The organism is Burkholderia pyrrocinia, assembly GCF_003330765.1.
Lineage (GTDB): Bacteria > Pseudomonadota > Gammaproteobacteria > Burkholderiales > Burkholderiaceae > Burkholderia > Burkholderia pyrrocinia_B.
The window spans coordinates 1,616,455-1,632,193 of record NZ_CP024903.1; the positions used below are offsets into that span (position 1 = coordinate 1,616,455).

The 15,739-nt window shown below is 68.6% G+C and carries 13 protein-coding genes; 9 read left to right on the plus strand and 4 right to left on the minus strand.

Annotated features, from left to right (window positions below):
* The first annotated feature begins 53 nt into the window (after positions 1 to 53).
* Positions 54 to 485, plus strand: a complete 432-nt coding sequence (locus CUJ89_RS24880; RefSeq protein WP_114180039.1) for a YqaA family protein — start codon at positions 54 to 56, stop codon at positions 483 to 485.
* Positions 486 to 514: 29 nt separating this feature from the next.
* Here CUJ89_RS24880 and CUJ89_RS24885 read toward each other — a convergent pair whose 3' ends face one another.
* Positions 515 to 2,170: an acyl-CoA synthetase gene (locus CUJ89_RS24885; RefSeq protein WP_114180040.1), complete on the minus strand. Its 1,656-nt coding sequence runs from the start codon at positions 2,168 to 2,170 to the stop codon at positions 515 to 517.
* A gap of 168 nt (positions 2,171 to 2,338) precedes the next feature.
* Here CUJ89_RS24885 and CUJ89_RS24890 point away from each other — a divergent pair, with 168 nt between their 5' ends.
* The 7 genes from CUJ89_RS24890 (at position 2,339) to CUJ89_RS24920 (ending at position 12,173) form a co-directional block, all read left to right on the plus strand.
* Entirely contained in the window at positions 2,339 to 3,094 is a 756-nt protein-coding gene (locus CUJ89_RS24890) for a Crp/Fnr family transcriptional regulator (RefSeq protein ID WP_201752392.1), read from the plus strand.
* A 186-nt stretch (positions 3,095 to 3,280) separates the two neighbouring features.
* Positions 3,281 to 6,529, plus strand: coding sequence for an efflux RND transporter permease subunit (locus CUJ89_RS24895; protein ID WP_114180041.1), 3,249 nt, complete (start codon positions 3,281 to 3,283; stop codon positions 6,527 to 6,529).
* Between the two features lie 26 nt (positions 6,530 to 6,555).
* Positions 6,556 to 7,785 (plus strand): efflux RND transporter periplasmic adaptor subunit, encoded by a 1,230-nt coding sequence (locus tag CUJ89_RS24900; RefSeq protein WP_114180042.1) that lies wholly within the window; start codon positions 6,556 to 6,558, stop codon positions 7,783 to 7,785.
* Between the two features lie 5 nt (positions 7,786 to 7,790).
* Positions 7,791 to 9,296 (plus strand): efflux transporter outer membrane subunit, encoded by a 1,506-nt coding sequence (locus CUJ89_RS24905; protein WP_114181546.1) that lies wholly within the window; start codon positions 7,791 to 7,793, stop codon positions 9,294 to 9,296.
* A 22-nt stretch (positions 9,297 to 9,318) separates the two neighbouring features.
* Positions 9,319 to 10,014 (plus strand): heavy metal response regulator transcription factor, encoded by a 696-nt coding sequence (locus CUJ89_RS24910; RefSeq protein WP_114180043.1) that lies wholly within the window; start codon positions 9,319 to 9,321, stop codon positions 10,012 to 10,014.
* Positions 10,011 to 11,486, plus strand: a complete 1,476-nt coding sequence (locus CUJ89_RS24915; protein ID WP_114180044.1) for a heavy metal sensor histidine kinase — start codon at positions 10,011 to 10,013, stop codon at positions 11,484 to 11,486. Before CUJ89_RS24910 ends, CUJ89_RS24915 begins: the two co-directional genes overlap by 4 nt.
* A gap of 99 nt (positions 11,487 to 11,585) precedes the next feature.
* Positions 11,586 to 12,173, plus strand: coding sequence for a LysE family translocator (locus tag CUJ89_RS24920; RefSeq protein WP_114180045.1), 588 nt, complete (start codon positions 11,586 to 11,588; stop codon positions 12,171 to 12,173).
* A 12-nt stretch (positions 12,174 to 12,185) separates the two neighbouring features.
* Here CUJ89_RS24920 and CUJ89_RS24925 read toward each other — a convergent pair whose 3' ends face one another.
* Positions 12,186 to 13,031, minus strand: coding sequence for an AraC family transcriptional regulator (locus CUJ89_RS24925; protein WP_114180046.1), 846 nt, complete (start codon positions 13,029 to 13,031; stop codon positions 12,186 to 12,188).
* Between the two features lie 170 nt (positions 13,032 to 13,201).
* On the opposite strand from CUJ89_RS24925, the gene CUJ89_RS24930 reads away from it, so the two are divergent.
* Positions 13,202 to 13,996 carry an SDR family NAD(P)-dependent oxidoreductase gene (locus tag CUJ89_RS24930; RefSeq protein ID WP_114180047.1) on the plus strand — a complete coding sequence of 265 codons (795 nt, stop codon included), beginning with the start codon at positions 13,202 to 13,204 and terminating at the stop codon, positions 13,994 to 13,996.
* 27 nt (positions 13,997 to 14,023) lie between these two features.
* Here CUJ89_RS24930 and CUJ89_RS24935 read toward each other — a convergent pair whose 3' ends face one another.
* Positions 14,024 to 14,398: a hypothetical protein gene (locus CUJ89_RS24935; RefSeq protein ID WP_114180048.1), complete on the minus strand. Its 375-nt coding sequence runs from the start codon at positions 14,396 to 14,398 to the stop codon at positions 14,024 to 14,026.
* Between the two features lie 221 nt (positions 14,399 to 14,619).
* Entirely contained in the window at positions 14,620 to 15,690 is a 1,071-nt protein-coding gene (locus CUJ89_RS24940) for an AI-2E family transporter (RefSeq protein ID WP_114180049.1), read from the minus strand.
* Between the last annotated feature and the right edge of the window lie 49 nt (positions 15,691 to 15,739).

Sequence of the window (15,739 nt, forward strand, 5' to 3'; positions counted from 1 at the left end):
CCCAGTGACCGTGCGACCCGGGCCGGCCGACGTGTGGCCGGTACAATCGCGCGATGTCCGAATTGCTCACTTACGGCGGCCTGTTCGCCGTGTCGATGGTCGCCGCGACCCTGTTGCCGCTGCAGTCCGAAGCCGTGCTCGCCGGCCTGCTGCTCGCCGCCCGCGAACCCGTATGGGCGCTGGTGCTCGTCGCGAGCATCGGCAACGTCGCCGGCTCCGTGATCAACTGGGCGCTCGGGCGCGGCATCGAGCACTTCCGCGAGCGCCGCTGGTTTCCGGTCAAGCCGTCCGCGCTCGCGCGCGCCGAGCGCTGGTATGCGCGCTACAGCCGCTGGTCGCTGCTGCTGAGCTGGGCGCCGGTAGTCGGCGATCCGCTGACGATGATCGCCGGCGTGCTGCGCGAGCCGCTGCCGACCTTTCTGGCGATCGTCACGATCGCGAAGGTCGGCCGCTACCTGGCCGTCGCGTGGCTCGTCGTGCATTGAGCCGCGCGACGCGTATTTGACTTCGCCTGCTACTTCTTCTTGTCGCCCGCCAGGTCGATCGCCTTGTCCGATCCGACCGCATTGCGCAGCTGGAACTTCTGGATCTTGCCGGTCGAGGTCTTCGGCAACTCGCCGAAGCGCACGGCCTTCGGCACCTTGAAGCTCGCGAGCAGTTGCCGGCAGTGCGCGACGATCTCCTCCTCGGTCGCGCTCGCGCCTTCGCGCAGCTCGACGAACGCGCACGGCACCTCGCCCCATTTCGGGTCGGGCATCGCGACGACGGCCGCAACGGCGACGGCCGGATGCCGGTACAGCGCGTCCTCGACCTCGATGCTCGAGATGTTCTCGCCACCCGAAATGATGATGTCCTTGCGACGGTCCTTGATGCGGATGTAGCCGTCCGGCGTCAGCACGCCGAGATCGCCCGTATGGAACCAGCCGCCGTGGAACGCCTCGTCGGTCGCCTTCGGGTTCTTCAGGTAACCCTTCATGCAGATGTTGCCGCGGAACATGATCTCGCCGAGCGTCTCGCCGTCGGCCGGCACCGGCGCCATCGTGTCGGGATCGAGCACCGTCGCCCCCGCTTCGAGGTGGTAGCGCACGCCCTGTCGTGCATTGAGCCGCGCACACTCTTCATCGGGCAGTTCGTCCCAGTGCGACTGCTTCGCGCACACGGTCGCAGGGCCATAGACCTCGGTCAGCCCGTACACGTGCAGCAGGTCGAAGCCGATCTCCTTCATCTTCGCGATCACCGCCGGCGCGGGCGCCGCACCCGCGACCATCGCGTGCACCGTGTGGTCGATGCCTTCGCGGAATTCGGCCGGCGCGTTCGCGATCGCACTCTGCACGATCGGCGCGCCGCAATAGTGCGTGATGCGTTCGCGGCGAATCAGGTCGAACACGGTCTTCGCGTCGAACTTGCGCAGGCAGACGTTCACGCCCGCGCGCGCCGCGACCGCCCACGGGAAGCACCAGCCGTTGCAGTGGAACATCGGCAGCGTCCACAAATACACCGCGTGCTTCGGCATGTCCCATTCGAGGAGGTTGCTGATCGCCGCGAGATACGCGCCGCGATGGTGGTAGACCACGCCCTTCGGGTCGCCGGTCGTGCCGGACGTGTAGTTCAGCGCGATCGCGTCCCATTCGTCGGCGGGCGGTGTCCATGCGTAGTCGGCGTCGCCGCTTGCGACGAATGCTTCATAGTCGGTCGCGCCCGCGAAGCGCGCAGGATCGGCCGGCATCGCGTCGGCGACGCTGACGATCTTCAGGCCCGGTACCTCGAGCGCCGCGCGGTGCGCGAGCTCCGCATATTCGGTGTCGACGATCAGCACCTTCGCCTCGCCGTGACGCAGCATGAACAGCACCGACGTCACGTCGAGCCGCGTGTTGATCGTGTTGAGCACGGCGCCGGCCATCGGCACGCCGAAGTGCGCTTCGACCATCGCGGGAATGTTCGGCAGCATCGCCGCGACGGTGTCGCCGCGTCCGACGCCGGCCTGCGCAAGCGCGCTCGCCAGTTGCTTCGCGCGCGTGCAGGTTTCGCCCCACGTGCGCCGCACGTCGCCATGCACGATCGCGAGGCGCTCGCCATAGACTTCGGCCGTCCGGACCAGAAAGTCGATCGGTGTGAGCGGCACGTAATTGGCGTCGCGGCGGCCGAGTCCGGCCTCGAACATCTGCGTCATGATCCTGTCTCCCGTGTCCTGTCGACCGGCGTGCATGCACCCCGAATCGTTTTGATGTGGTTCAATTGCCGACAGCCTAACGGGCGCTATTGTGAGCCGTCTGTCATCGAAACGACAGAGTGCCTTTCGAGCGCTGCGCGTTATCCCTATCCTCGCAAACCCGCACCCATGCACGACCACCTCGTTGCACCGCCCGACGCGGCTGTCCACCCGGCCGACGCGCCTCCCGACCCGGGCCCGATGCCGGCGCTGTCGACGCTGTTCGGCCGGTGCGCGTGGTTCCGCACGCTCGCGCCTGAACACCAGGCGCTGGTGCTCGCGCAGTCGCGCGTCGAGCAGTGCGAGGCCGGCGACGTGATCGCGCACCGGCTCGCGCCGTCCGAATACTGGATCGGCGTGCATCGCGGGCTGCTGAAGCTCGCGATCTTCAACGTGTCGGGGCGCGGCTGCACGTTTTCCGGCGTGCCGTCGGGCGGCTGGTTCGGCGAAGGCAGCGTGATCAAGCGCGAGCTGCGCAAGTACGAGGTCGTCGCGATCCAGCGCTCGATCGTGCTGTTCGTGCCGGTCGACACGTTCCATGCGCTGCTCGACACGAGCCTGCCGTTCACGCGCTTCGTGATCCACCAGTTGAACAACCGGATGGGCGAGTTCATCGCGTCGATCCAGAACAGCCGGCTGCTCGACGTCGATGCGCGCGTCGCACAGGCACTCGCGCAGCTCTTCAACCCCGACCTGTATCCGGACACCGGCCCGTCGCTGTCGATCTCGCAGGAGGAACTGGGGATGCTCGTCGGCGTGTCGCGGCAGCGGATCAACCAGGCGCTGCAGCAGCTCGAGAAGCTTGGCGCGCTGCGGCTCGCGTACAACCAGATCGATGTCGTCGATCTGGGTGCGCTCGCGCGCTTCGGCATGGAGCAGCTCTGAGTGCGGCCCGATGAACAAAACCGTCGCCGGCACGACGCGCACATTCCGTCTGCGGAGTCGGCCGACGCCCGCCGCGCCCCAACCTGACAATTCCGCCAGTTTCGCGCCAGCAACCCGTTCCACGCCGACGCCTATCATTCGAATTCCCTTCACCGACGCCTGATCACCGCCTGCCCCGCTGCCTCCATGTGGATCGTCAATCTCGCGCTCAGGCGCCCCTACACGTTCATCGTCATGGCCATCATGATCGTGCTGGCCACCCCGCTTGCGCTGATGCGCACGCCCGTCGACGTGCTGCCTGCGATCAACATCCCCGTGATCAGCGTGATCTGGAATTACGGCGGCTTCTCCGCGACGGCGATGACGAACCGCATCACGGCCGTGCATGAACGGATCCTGACGACGACCGTCAACAACATCCAGCATGTCGAATCGACGTCGCTGCCCGGCATCGCGGTCGTGAAGGTGTTCCTGCAGCCCGGCGCGAACGTGCAGACGGCGATCGCGCAGACCGTGTCGTCCGCGCAGGCGATCGTGCGGCAGATGCCGCAGGGCGCGACGCCGCCGCTCGTGATCACCTATTCCGCATCGAGCATCCCGGTGATCCAGCTCGGGCTGTCGAGCACGACACTCAGCGAACAGTCGCTCGCCGACATCGCGCTCAACTTCCTGCGCCCGCAACTGATCACGATTCCCGGCGCGCAGGTGCCGTTCCCGTATGGCGGCCGCACGCGCGTGGTCGCGATCGATCTCGATTCGCAGGCGCTGCTCGCGAAGGGCCTCACGCCGGCCGACATCGTCAACGCGGTCAACGCGCAGAACCTCGTGCTGCCGACCGGCACCGCGAAGATGGGCCCGACCGAATACCGGATCGACACGAACGCGTCGGCCGACACGATCGCCGACATCAACAACCTGCCGATCCAGACCGTCAACGGCGCGACGACCTACCTGCGCGAGGTCGCGGCGGTGCGCGACGGCTTCGCGCCGCAAACCAACGTCGTGCGCCAGAACGGCCGGCGCGGCGTGCTCGTGTCGATCCTGAAAACCGGCGACGCGTCGACGCTCAAGGTCGTGTCGGACCTGAAGGCGCTGCTGCCGAAGGTGATCCCGACGCTTCCCGAAGGGCTCACGATCACGCCGCTGTTCGACCAGTCGGTGTTCGTCAACGCGGCCGTACAGGGCGTGATCCACGAGGCGCTGATCGCCGCCGTGCTGACCGCGATGATGATCCTGCTGTTCCTCGGTAACTGGCGCAGCACGCTGATCATCGCGATCTCGATCCCGCTGTCGATCTTCACGTCGCTGATCGCGCTCGCCGCGCTCGGCGAGACCATCAACATCATGACGCTCGGCGGGCTCGCGCTCGCGGTCGGGATCCTGGTCGACGACGCGACCGTCACGATCGAGAACATCGAGCGGCACCTGCATCTCGGCATGCGCCCGGCCGCCCCAAGCGTGCCGAGCGCCCCCCTCGGGGGGCAGCGACCGACGGGAGCGTGGGGGTCGTCATTCAGCGCGAACCTGCACGAGGCGATCCTCGAAGGCGCCGGCGAGATCGCGGTGCCCGCGTTCGTATCGACGCTGTGCATCTGCATCGTGTTCGTGCCGATGTTCTTCCTGACGGGCGTCGCGCGCTTCCTGTTCGTGCCGCTCGCCGAGGCCGTCGTGTTCGCGATGCTCGCGTCGTACGTGCTGTCGCGCACGCTCGTGCCGACGCTCGCGATGCTGCTGTTCCGCCCGCAGCAGGCCAGCACCGGCCCCGATCACGGGACGTCGCATTTCGCGCGCATCCATCACGCGTTCAACGACGCGTTCGAGCGGCTGCGTGCGTGGTACATCGTGCTGCTCAGCATGCTGCTCGTGCGCCGCCGCTTCTACGCGATGTGCTTCCTCGCCTTCTGCGTGCTGTCGACCGGCCTCGTGTTCGTGCTCGGCCGCGACTTCTTTCCGAACGCCGATTCCGGCAACCTCCGGCTGCACATGCGCGCGCCGACCGGCTACCGGATCGAGGAAACCGCGCGCCTCGCCGACCAGGTCGAGCGCGTGATCCGCGAAGCCGTGCCGCCCGACGAGCTCGGCGCGATCGTCGACAACCTCGGCCTGCCCGGGAGCGGCATCAACCTGTCGTACAGCAACACCGGCACCATCGGCTCGCTCGACGGCGAACTGCTGATCGCGCTGAAGCCCGGCCACCGCGCGACCCAGCATTACGTGCAGACGCTGCGCAAGCTGCTGCCCGAACGCTTCCCGGGCGTCGAGTTCTTCTTCCAGCCGTCGGACATCATCACGCAGATCCTCAACTTCGGGCAGCCGGCCGCGATCGACGTGCAGGTGCTCGGCAACGATCTCGCGAGTAACATGACAATCGCGAGCAGCCTGATGAAAAAGGTCAGGCAAATCCCCGGCGCCGTCGACGTGCACGTCCTGCAGCGCAACGACGAACCGACCCTGCTGGCCGACATGGACCGTACGCGCATGCAGCAGCTCAATCTCTCCGCGCAGAACGTCGCGCAGAACATGCTGATCTCGCTGTCCGGCAGTTCGCAGACGACCCCGTCGTTCTGGATCAACCCGCGAACCGGCGTCCAGTACCCACTGCAGATCCAGACCCCGCAATACAGCATCTCGTCGATCGACGACCTGCTCGGCACGCCGATCTCGGCCAGCGGCCGCACGGGCATGCCGCTGCAGTTGCTCGGCAACCTGGTGCAGATGCGCAGCGTCGCAGCCCCGGCCGTGATCACGCACTACAACATCCGCCCGGCAATCGACCTGTACGTGAGCGTCGAGGGCCGCGATCTCGGCTCGGTCGCGGGCGAGATCGAACGCATCGTGTCCGACGCGCGCGCGACACTGCCGCGCGGCACCGACCTGACGATGCGCGGGCAGGTCGAGACGATGCGCACGTCGTATATCGGCCTCGGCGCGGGCGTCGCGATGGCGATCGTGCTCGTCTACCTGCTGATCGTCGTCAATTTCCAGTCGTGGCTCGACCCGCTGATCATCATCAGTGCGATGCCGGCCGCGCTCGCCGGCATCGCGTGGATGCTGTTCATCACCGGCACGCACCTGAGCGTGCCCGCGCTGACGGGCGCGATCATGACGGTGGGCGTCGCGACCGCGAACAGCATTCTCGTCGTGTCGTTCGCGCGCCAGCGCCTCGCGGCCGGCGCGCCGCCGCTCACGGCCGCGCTGGAGGCCGGCGCGACGCGGATCCGGCCGGTGCTGATGACGGCGCTCGCGATGATCATCGGGATGGTGCCGATGGCGCTCGGGCTCGGCGAAGGCGCCGAGCAGAACGCGCCGCTCGGCCGCGCGGTGATCGGCGGGCTGCTGTTCGCGACCGTTTCGACTTTGCTGTTCGTGCCGCTCGTGTTCGGCGGCGTGCATTCGCGGCTGGCCCGCCGGCGCGCGCGCCAGGCCGGACACTGACCTTCGCCTATAGACCCGGTTAATTCATGGAAGAGAAACATCACAGTTCCGTCGGCATCCAGGTGGACGAACACGGCATGCACCTGCCGACGCGCACGTCGGTGTCGCGGCGCGCACGGCTCGTCTTGATCGTGATCGGCGTGCTGCTGGCCGCCGGCGCCGCGCGTACGATCGTCGTCAACGTGCTGAACCGCAACCGGCTCGACGCGGTTGCCGAGCAGAACACGCGCCAGTACGTGAACGTCGTGCATCCGGTCGACGCCGCCACCGGCGGCAAGCTGACGCTGCCCGGCACGCTGCGCGGCTTCGTCGAAGCGCCGATCTACGCGCGTGCGAGCGGCTACGTGCTGCGCTGGCAGGCCGACATCGGCGCACACGTGAAGCAGGGGCAACTGCTCGCCGAACTCGACACGCCCGAGCTGAACCAGGAACTCGCGCAGGCCACCGCCCAGCGCCAGCAGGCGCAGGCGGCGCTCGCGCTCGCGAAGACGTCGTTCGACCGCGCGCAGCAGTTGCGCCAGCGCGATGCCGTATCGCAGCAGGAACTCGACGACCGGCAAGGCGCGTTCAACCAGGGCTCCGCGAACCTCGCCGCGGCCGATGCGAACATGCGCCGGCTCACCGAACTGAAGGGCTTCCAGCGGATCGTCGCGCCGATCGACGGGATCGTCACGCAGCGCAACGTCGACGTCGGCGATCTCGTCAGCTCCGGCAACGCGGGCCGCTCGCTGTTCACGGTCGTGCAGGGCGACCGGCTGCGCCTCTACGTGCAGGTGCCGCAGGCCTACGCGCAGCAGGTGAAGGTCGGCCTGCACGTGCGCGTCGCGCAGGCCGAGCTGCCGGGCCAGACCTTCGACGGCACGATCACGCGCACCTCCGGGGCGATCGACGTCGCGACGCGTTCGCTGCAGATCGAGATCACGCTGCCGAACCCGGACGGCCGGCTGCTGCCCGGCGCGTACGTGCAGGCAACGCTGCCGATGACGCCGGTCGGACGCCTGCAGATCCCGGCCAGTACGCTGCTGTTCCGCGCCGAAGGCCCGACTGTCGCGACCGTCGACGCGAACGGCCAGGTCCGCCTGAAACCGGTGACGATCGTGCGCACGATCGGGCAGACGCTCGAAGTCGACGGGTCGATCACGCCGAACGACCGCCTCGTCGCGAACCCGGGCGACGCGCTCGCGAACGGCGACCCGGTCGTCGTGTCGACGCCGGCCGCGAAACCGGCATCCGCCGTCGCGGGAGCGAAGTCGTGATCGCAATGCGCGTTCGCGTGCGGCCCGTGGCGCTCGCCGCCGTCGCGGCGGCCGCCGCCCTCGCCGGCTGCACGGTCGGCCCCGACTACCAGCGCCCGCCCGTCGATACGCCGGCCGCGTGGCGGCTCGACCCGGCCGACGCGTACTGGCACCCGGCCGCACCCGCCCGCGCGCCGCTCGATCCGGCGTGGTGGACCGCGTTCGGCGATCTGCAGCTCGACGCGCTGGAAACCGACGCGCTGCGCAACAACCAGAACCTCAAGGCCGTCGCCGCGCGCTACGACCAGGCGAAGGCGACGCTCGCGTCGGTCGCGTCCGCGCAATATCCGGCCGTGGGCCTGAACGCGAGCGGCCAGCGCTTCAAGATCTCCGCCGACCGGCCTCAGACCAACTACGCGACGCAGAGCATGTCGACCGTGCAGAACGATATCCAGGTCGGCGCGAGCGTCAGCTACGAACTCGACCTGTTCGGCCGCGTGCGGCGCAGCGTCGAATCCGCGCAGGCGAGCACCGAGCAGGCGCACGACGACTTCGCGAACGCGCGCCTCGTGCTGACCGCCGATCTCGCATCGAGCTATTTCGCGCTGCGCGAGTTCGACACCGAGATCGACGTCGTCAAGCGTTCGATCGACTTGCAGCAGAAGGCGCTCGACTACGTGAGCGCACGCCACGACCTCGGCGCGGTGTCGGGCCTCGACCTGTTCCAGCAGCGCGCGCAGCTCGACGCAACGCGCACGCAGGCGCAGTTGCTGATCCAGCAGCGCGCGCAGGTCGAAACCGCGATCGCGACGCTGGTCGGCACGCCGGCCCCCGCATTCTCGCTGCCGCCGCGCGTGGTGCCGATCAACGCGCCCGCGCTGCCGACCGGCATGCCGAGCGACCTGCTGCAGCGGCGGCCCGACGTCGCATCGGCCGAGCGCGCGATGGCCGCCGCGAACGCGCAGATCGGCGTCGCGCGCGCCGCGTATTTCCCGCGCATCGCGCTGTCGCCGGACCTCGGCTGGGACGCGACGCGCTTCGCGGGCCTGTTCACCGTGCCGGCGCTGCTGTGGTCGGTCGGCGCGTCGGTCAGCCAGCCGCTGTTCGAAGGCGGCAAGCTGAAGGCCGGCGTCGATTTCGCGCAGGCCGGCTATGTCGCCGCGCAGGCCGGCTACCGGCAGACCGTGCTCACCGCGTTCCAGGAGGTGCAGAATGCGGTGACGGGCCTGTCGGTGCTGGCCCAGGCCGCACAGCAGGCATCGGCGGCCGTCGACGACGCGCGCCGGCTCGTGTCGCTCGCGCAGGATCGCTACGCGGGCGGCCTGACGCCGTTCATCGACGTGCTGACGGCCCAGCAGCAACTGCTGACGAGCGAGCGCCAGGCCGTGCAGATCCAGGGCCAGCGTGCGGCGCTCGTCGTATTTCTCGCGAAGGCGCTCGGCGGCGGCTGGGACGGCGGTGCGACGGGCGGCCCCGCGCCGTCCGACGTCGCGGCGGCGGGCCCGCAGCGCACCGCGGGCGTCGGCCCTTAACCCGATTAGGCGGACAACCAACATGAAAGTCCTGATCGTCGAAGACGAACCGAAAGTCGTCGAATACCTGAAGAGCGGCCTGACCGAGGAAGGCTGGGTCGTCGACACCGCGCTCGACGGCGAGGACGGTGCGTGGAAGGCGGTCGAATTCGACTACGACGTGGTCGTGCTCGACGTGATGCTGCCGAAGCTGGACGGCTTCGGCGTGCTGCGCGCGTTGCGCGCGCAGAAGCAGACGCCCGTCATCATGCTGACCGCGCGCGACCGCGTCGACGATCGCGTGCGCGGGCTGCGCGGCGGCGCCGACGACTACCTGACCAAGCCGTTCTCGTTCCTCGAACTGATCGAACGGCTGCGCGCGCTGACGCGCCGCGCGCGCGTGCAGGAATCGACGCTGATCTCGATCGGCGACCTGCGCGTCGACCTGATCGGCCGCCGCGCGACCCGCGACGGCACGCGCCTCGACCTGACCGCGCAGGAATTCCAGCTGCTCGGCGTGCTCGCGCGGCGCAGCGGCGACGTGCTGTCGAAGACGACGATCGCCGAACTCGTGTGGGACGTGAACTTCGACAGCAACGCGAACGTCGTCGAGACGGCGATCAAGCGCCTGCGCGCGAAACTCGACGGCCCGTTCGCAGACAAGCTGCTGCACACGATCCGCGGCATGGGTTACGTGCTCGAAGCGCGCGAGGACGGCGACAGCGAGCGGCGCGCATGAAACGCTCGATCATCCTGCGGCTCTCGGCGATGTTCGGCATCGTGTCGCTGCTCGTGTTCACGCTGGTCGGCTGCGGGCTGTTCGTGATGATGGAGCGCCAGCTGTTCGCCGAGTTGCGCGCGACGATCGACACGCGCGCCAAGGTCGCCCAGATGATCGTGTCGCACGCGACCACGGCCGCCCGCGGCCGCCTCATGCAGGAAAAGCTCGCCGATCTCGAACCGCCCGACGGCTCGACGCACTACCAGGTCGTCAGTCCGAACCCGGCGTTCCGCTTCGGCAGCCCCGTCAACGGCGTGCCCGTCGGCGCGCCGTTCGGCGCGTTCCAACGCTACGCGCTCAACGACAGCAGCTACGCGGTGATGACGAAGACCGTCACGCTGGCGGGCGCGGGCGAGCGGCCGACGCTGCAACTGATCGTCGCGACGTCGTGCGAGCGTACCCAGCGGATGCTGCGCCGCTTCGGCTGGACCCTCGCCGCGCTGATCGCGACCGCCACCGTCATCACGCTGCTGCTGAGCCGCGCGGTCGCGCGCTTCGGGCTCGCGCCACTCGACCGGCTGTCGCAGGACGCGGCGACCGTGAGCGCCACGAACCGCCGCCAGCGGCTGCATACCGACGCGTTGCCGACCGAGTTGCGCGATCTCGCCACCGCGTTCAACGGTGCGCTCGATCGCATCCAGCAAACCTACGCGCGGCTCGAAGCGTTCAACGCCGACGTTGCGCACGAACTGCGCACGCCGATCAGCATCCTGATCGGCCAGACCCAGGTCGCGCTGACGAGCCGCGACCGCTCGGTCGACCGGATGCGTCAGACACTGCAATCGAACCTCGAGGAATTCGAGCGGCTGCGCGTGATCATCAACGACATGCTGTTCCTGTCGCGCAGCGACCGCGGCGAACGCGCGACCGACCTGAAGGACGTGTCGCTCGCCGACGAGGTGCGGCGCATGCTCGACTTCCTCGAAATCCCGCTCGACGAGGCGCAGCTGCGCGCCGAACTGCACGGCGATGCGCGCGCGGCCGTCGATCCGTCGCTGTTCCGCCGCGCGATGACGAACCTGCTGATCAATGCGATCCAGCACTCGGCGCCCGGTGCGACGGTGAACGTGACGATCACGCGCCGCGACGCGCTCGTCGAAATGTCCGTCGCGAACCCCGGCGAGCCGATCGACGCCGCCCAGCGCTCGCACGTGTTCGAGCGCTTCTACCGGCTCGAGGAAGCACGCGCGAACAGCAAGGAAAACCACGGGCTCGGGCTGTCGATCGTCAAGGCCGTGGCCGAGATGCACGGCGGCGGCGTGTTCGTCGCGTGTTCGGGCGGCGTCAATACGTTCGGTTTCTCGGTGTCGACGCAACCTTGCGCGAGCGGCCCGCTGCGCCCGGACGATTCAGCCGGCCCGGACGATTCAGCCGGCCCGGCCGATGCGCCCGACACGCGGCCGGCGCACGCGCCGCGCGCATTGCACTGACGGCGGCCGCGCACCGCCGAGGGCAGTTTTCTTCAATACGGGCCGACGCGGCTTCCGTAGTCTCGATGCGACTTTCGACATTTCGCATGGAGACACCTGATGAGCATGCTGGTTTCGATGGCCGCGTTCGCGCTCGCCTCGTCGATCACCCCCGGTCCCGTCAACATCGTCGCGCTCAGCGCGGGTGCGCGCCACGGCCTCGGCGCGAGCCTGCGCTATGCGGCCGGCGCGACGCTCGGCTTCGTCGCGCTGTTCCTGCTGATCGGCCTCGGCCTGCACGCGGCGCTGGTGCGCTGGCCCGTGCTGACGACCGCCACGCAATGGTCGGGGATCGCGTTCCTGCTGTATATGGCGCTGCGGCTCGCGCTCGATGACGGCCGGCTGTCGGCCGACCCGGACGTGGCCGGCCCGTCGGCGGCGGCCGGCGCGGCGATGCAGTGGCTGAATCCGAAGGCGTGGCTCGCGTGCGTGGCCGCGATGGGCGCATATGCGGCCGATGGCGACCGCACGCAGGTCTGGCAATTCGCCGCGCTGTATCTGGTGATCTGTTTCGCGTCGATCGCATGCTGGGCGTATGCGGGGGCTTCGCTGCGGCACCGGCTCGCGAATGCGCGGCGCATGCGCATGTTCAACCGGTTGATGGCACTGCTGCTCGCGGGCAGCGCGCTGTTCCTGCTCGACGTGTAGCCGCGCTGCTGCTCAGCTTGTCGCACCGCGGTACTGCCCGGGCGTCGCGGCCGCGATCCGCCGGAACGCACGCTGGAAATGCGCCTGGTCCGCAAAGCCCGCGTCGAGCGCGACCTCGGCGATCGGCCGGCCGCGGCGCAGCTCCGTGCGGCCGTATTGCACGCGTCGATCGACCAGGAACGCATGCGGCGTCATGCCGTAGCGCGCGTTGAATGCGCGGATCAGGTACGACGGCGACAGGTCGGCCGCCGCGCAGATCGCATCGAGCGTGACGCCCTCGCGGCAGTGCGCGGCGATATAGTCGGCCGCGCGCGCGAGCTTCGCGTTGTCGTCCCCGGGCCGCGTGTCGGGCAGTTCGCGATCAAGCGCGCCATGCAGCGCCGTGAAGAATTCGACTGCCGCGCTCTCCTTGCCGAGCGGCTCGATGCCGGGCGACACGAGTGTGCGGTAGAAGCCGCCAAATTGCGCGAACAGGTCGCGCCGCTCGGTCAACTTCGGCGAAAACCCGTGAAAATCGCAGTTCGGATCGCGGCCCAGCGAATGCTGCAGCCGCGCGAGCCATGGCACGTCGACGTAGACCATCCGGTACGCCCACACGTCGGGGCCATACGGATTGCACGCATGCACCTGCTCCGGATCGATGATCACGAGCACGCCGCGCCCGACGTGCTCGTTGGTCGCGCCGTTCAGATAGGTGCTGGTGCCGCCGACGATCGCGCCCACCGAAAACGTGTCGTGCGTGTGCTTCGCGTAGCAGATCGCGCGCCCGTCGTCGACGGTGCGTGCCTCGATGAACGGCAGCGCGGCATCGCGCCAGAACGGCGACGGCACGACGGATCGGTTGACGGTACGGCTCACGCGGCGGGCTCCCGGTTCGGACGGCGAACGCTCACCGTACAAGACTGTGCGGCGCCGCGCAACCGGATCGCCCGGCTTCGATGCCGGATCGCGCCGTTTCGCCTAAGCTTTGAATTTCGTCCGTCGCGGCACGCGCGGCGGTTCCCGTTCCCTCCTCTCCCGTCACGCTCATGCACATCGATCTGAAAGGCAAGACCGCGGTCGTCACCGCCTCCACCGCCGGCATCGGACTCGCGATCGCCGAAGGGCTCGCGCGCGCCGGCGCGCGCGTCGTCGTCAACGGCCGCAGCGACGCGTCGGTGCAATCCGCGCTCGCGCAACTGCGCGCTGCCGTGCCCGACGCGCGCTTCGATGGCGTCGCCGCCGACCTGTCCGACGCGGACGGCGTCGCGCGCATCACGCAGCACACGCCCGATGCGGACATCCTCGTCAACAACGCGGGCATTTACGGCCTGAAGGCGTTCTTCGACATCGACGACGACGAATGGGAACATTACTTCCAGATGAACGTGATGTCCGGCGTGCGCCTCGCGCGGCATTACCTGAAGGGGATGATCGAGCGCAACGCCGGGCGCATCGTGTTCATTTCGTCGGAATCGGGGCTGAACATCCCGGTCGACATGATTCACTACGGATTCACGAAAACCGCGCAGTTGTCGATCGCGCGCGGCCTCGCGAAGCTCGCGGCCGGCACGAACGTGACCGTCAATTCGGTGCTGCCGGGGCCGACGATGTCGGAAGGCGTGCGTGCGCTGCTGAAGGAAACGGCCGACGCATCCGGCCGCAGCGTCGAAGACGTGGCCGTGGATTTCGTGCGCAACCATCGTGCGAGCTCGATCATCCAGCGGCCCGCGACGACCGAGGAAGTCGCGAACCTGGTGGTTTACGTATGCTCGCCGCAGGCTTCGGCAACAACCGGCGCCGCACTGCGCGTCGACGGCGGCGTGGTCGACACGATCGCGTGACGGCAGGCGCGGCGCACGGCCGCCGCGCTAGCGCGAAGCGGTCTTGCCCGGCTGGAGCGTGCCCTTGCGGTCGGCGTCCATGCAGGAATCGAAGCCGTATTGCGTGACCGCGCCGGCCTTGTCGAACACGACGAAGTAAGACCGGTGGTCGTCGCCGTGCTCGATGAAGTAGTTGTAGCAGACGCCGCTGCCGTTGCGGACCATCCATACGCTGCGCGGGTTGCCGCCGGCGCGGACCACATCGGCGCGTGTCGCTCCATGCCGCGACGCGGCCCTCGCGAGCGGCGTGCGCGAATACGAGAACGGCAGCCACGGGTCGAACCACGCGCAGCCGTGCAACATCAGGCAGCCGGCGACCAGGGACAGCGTCGCTGCGGGACGGGACATCGGAATCAATCGCATGCTTGGGGAAATCTGCTGCGCCATGCCGGCGTGATCGAAAGCCCCATGCTACTAGACCTTTGGGTCCGGATCGAAAAGAAATGTAGAGATCCGCATCCGAATCCTTGCCTGGCGTGCCCCTGCGCACGCCGGATCGTCGCCGATCGTTGCGGCCGGCGCATGCCTGCACGCGCACCGTGCTGCTGCGCCGATACTTCAAGCCGGCGCAACGGCGTGCGTCGTCACGCGATCCATTCGGCCCACAGCATCGTCAGCACCGTCATCAGCGCGGGCCCGACGAACAGCCCGATCAGGCCGAACGTCTCGGCGCCGCCGAGGATGCCGAACAGCACGAGCAGGAACGGCAGCCGTGTCGAGCCGCCGATCAGCACCGGCCGCACGAAATGCTCGGCGACGAACACGACGACGAAACCGAGCGCCGCCACCGCGACGGCCCACACGGTCGCGCCCTGCACGAACAGCCAGAGCGCCGCGCCGCAGAACACGATCGGCGCGCAGAACGGCAGCATCGCGGCGACCGCCGTCACGAGGCCGAGCAGCGCCGCATGCGGGACACCCGCGAGCGCATAGGCGATGCCCAGCAGAGCGCCCTCGCCGAGCCCGACGACGACGAGCCCCGTCACCGTGCCGAACACGGCCGCGACCATCCGCTCGATCAGCTCCGCGCCGTTGCGCCCGAACGCACGCTGCGCGCCCTGCAGCAACGCGCCCGACAGCTTGTGGCCGGCGCGCAGGATCACGAACAGCGTGACGAGCATGAAACCGAATTCGAGCAGTGCATGCGCGAGCTTCGTACCGAACTGCCGGCCGAACGCGAGGAATTTCTCGCTGTTGACGCCGTGCATCGCGCTGGCCGCATGCAGCGGATGACCGAGATTGGCCTGCCACCATTCGGTGATCTGCGCCGAACCGTAAGGCAGCCGGCCGACCACGTCCGGCACCGGAATGCCGGTGTCCTGGATCGTCTGCAGCCATACGCGCAGGTCATGCGCCTGCCCGACCGCCTGGATCGCCGCGACGGCCACCGGCAGCACCACGAGCAGCGAGATCGCCGCCGTGATGACGAGCGCGATGACCGTCGGCCGGTCGCGGAACAGCCGGTGCGATTCGAAGCGTTTCAGCAGCGGCCACATCGCAATGGCGATCACGCAGGCCCACGCGATGGCGGGAATGAAGTCGCGGATCACCCACAGCGCGAGCACCAGCAGCGCCGCATACAGCCCGATGCGGGCGATCTGCTGCCCGCGCGGCCGTGCGGCGGAATCGTGAGACGACGGGACATGTGTGCCCATGACACCTCTGTCGAAATGAAAAAATGGCGGTTCGCGCAGGCAACCGGCC

Excerpts from the sequence above, each read along its gene's own strand:
- CUJ89_RS24880 (WP_114180039.1), top strand. The coding sequence starts at position 54 with ATGTCCGAATTGCTCACTTACGGCGGCCTGTTCGCCGTGTCGATGGTC.
- CUJ89_RS24885 (WP_114180040.1), bottom strand. The coding sequence starts at position 2,170 with ATGACGCAGATGTTCGAGGCCGGACTCGGCCGCCGCGACGCCAATTAC.
- CUJ89_RS24890 (WP_201752392.1), top strand. The coding sequence starts at position 2,339 with ATGCACGACCACCTCGTTGCACCGCCCGACGCGGCTGTCCACCCGGCC.
- CUJ89_RS24895 (WP_114180041.1), top strand. The coding sequence starts at position 3,281 with ATGTGGATCGTCAATCTCGCGCTCAGGCGCCCCTACACGTTCATCGTC.
- CUJ89_RS24900 (WP_114180042.1), top strand. The coding sequence starts at position 6,556 with ATGGAAGAGAAACATCACAGTTCCGTCGGCATCCAGGTGGACGAACAC.
- CUJ89_RS24905 (WP_114181546.1), top strand. The coding sequence starts at position 7,791 with ATGCGCGTTCGCGTGCGGCCCGTGGCGCTCGCCGCCGTCGCGGCGGCC.
- CUJ89_RS24910 (WP_114180043.1), top strand. The coding sequence starts at position 9,319 with ATGAAAGTCCTGATCGTCGAAGACGAACCGAAAGTCGTCGAATACCTG.
- CUJ89_RS24915 (WP_114180044.1), top strand. The coding sequence starts at position 10,011 with ATGAAACGCTCGATCATCCTGCGGCTCTCGGCGATGTTCGGCATCGTG.
- CUJ89_RS24920 (WP_114180045.1), top strand. The coding sequence starts at position 11,586 with ATGAGCATGCTGGTTTCGATGGCCGCGTTCGCGCTCGCCTCGTCGATC.
- CUJ89_RS24930 (WP_114180047.1), top strand. The coding sequence starts at position 13,202 with ATGCACATCGATCTGAAAGGCAAGACCGCGGTCGTCACCGCCTCCACC.
- CUJ89_RS24935 (WP_114180048.1), bottom strand. The coding sequence starts at position 14,398 with ATGCGATTGATTCCGATGTCCCGTCCCGCAGCGACGCTGTCCCTGGTC.
- CUJ89_RS24940 (WP_114180049.1), bottom strand. The coding sequence starts at position 15,690 with ATGGGCACACATGTCCCGTCGTCTCACGATTCCGCCGCACGGCCGCGC.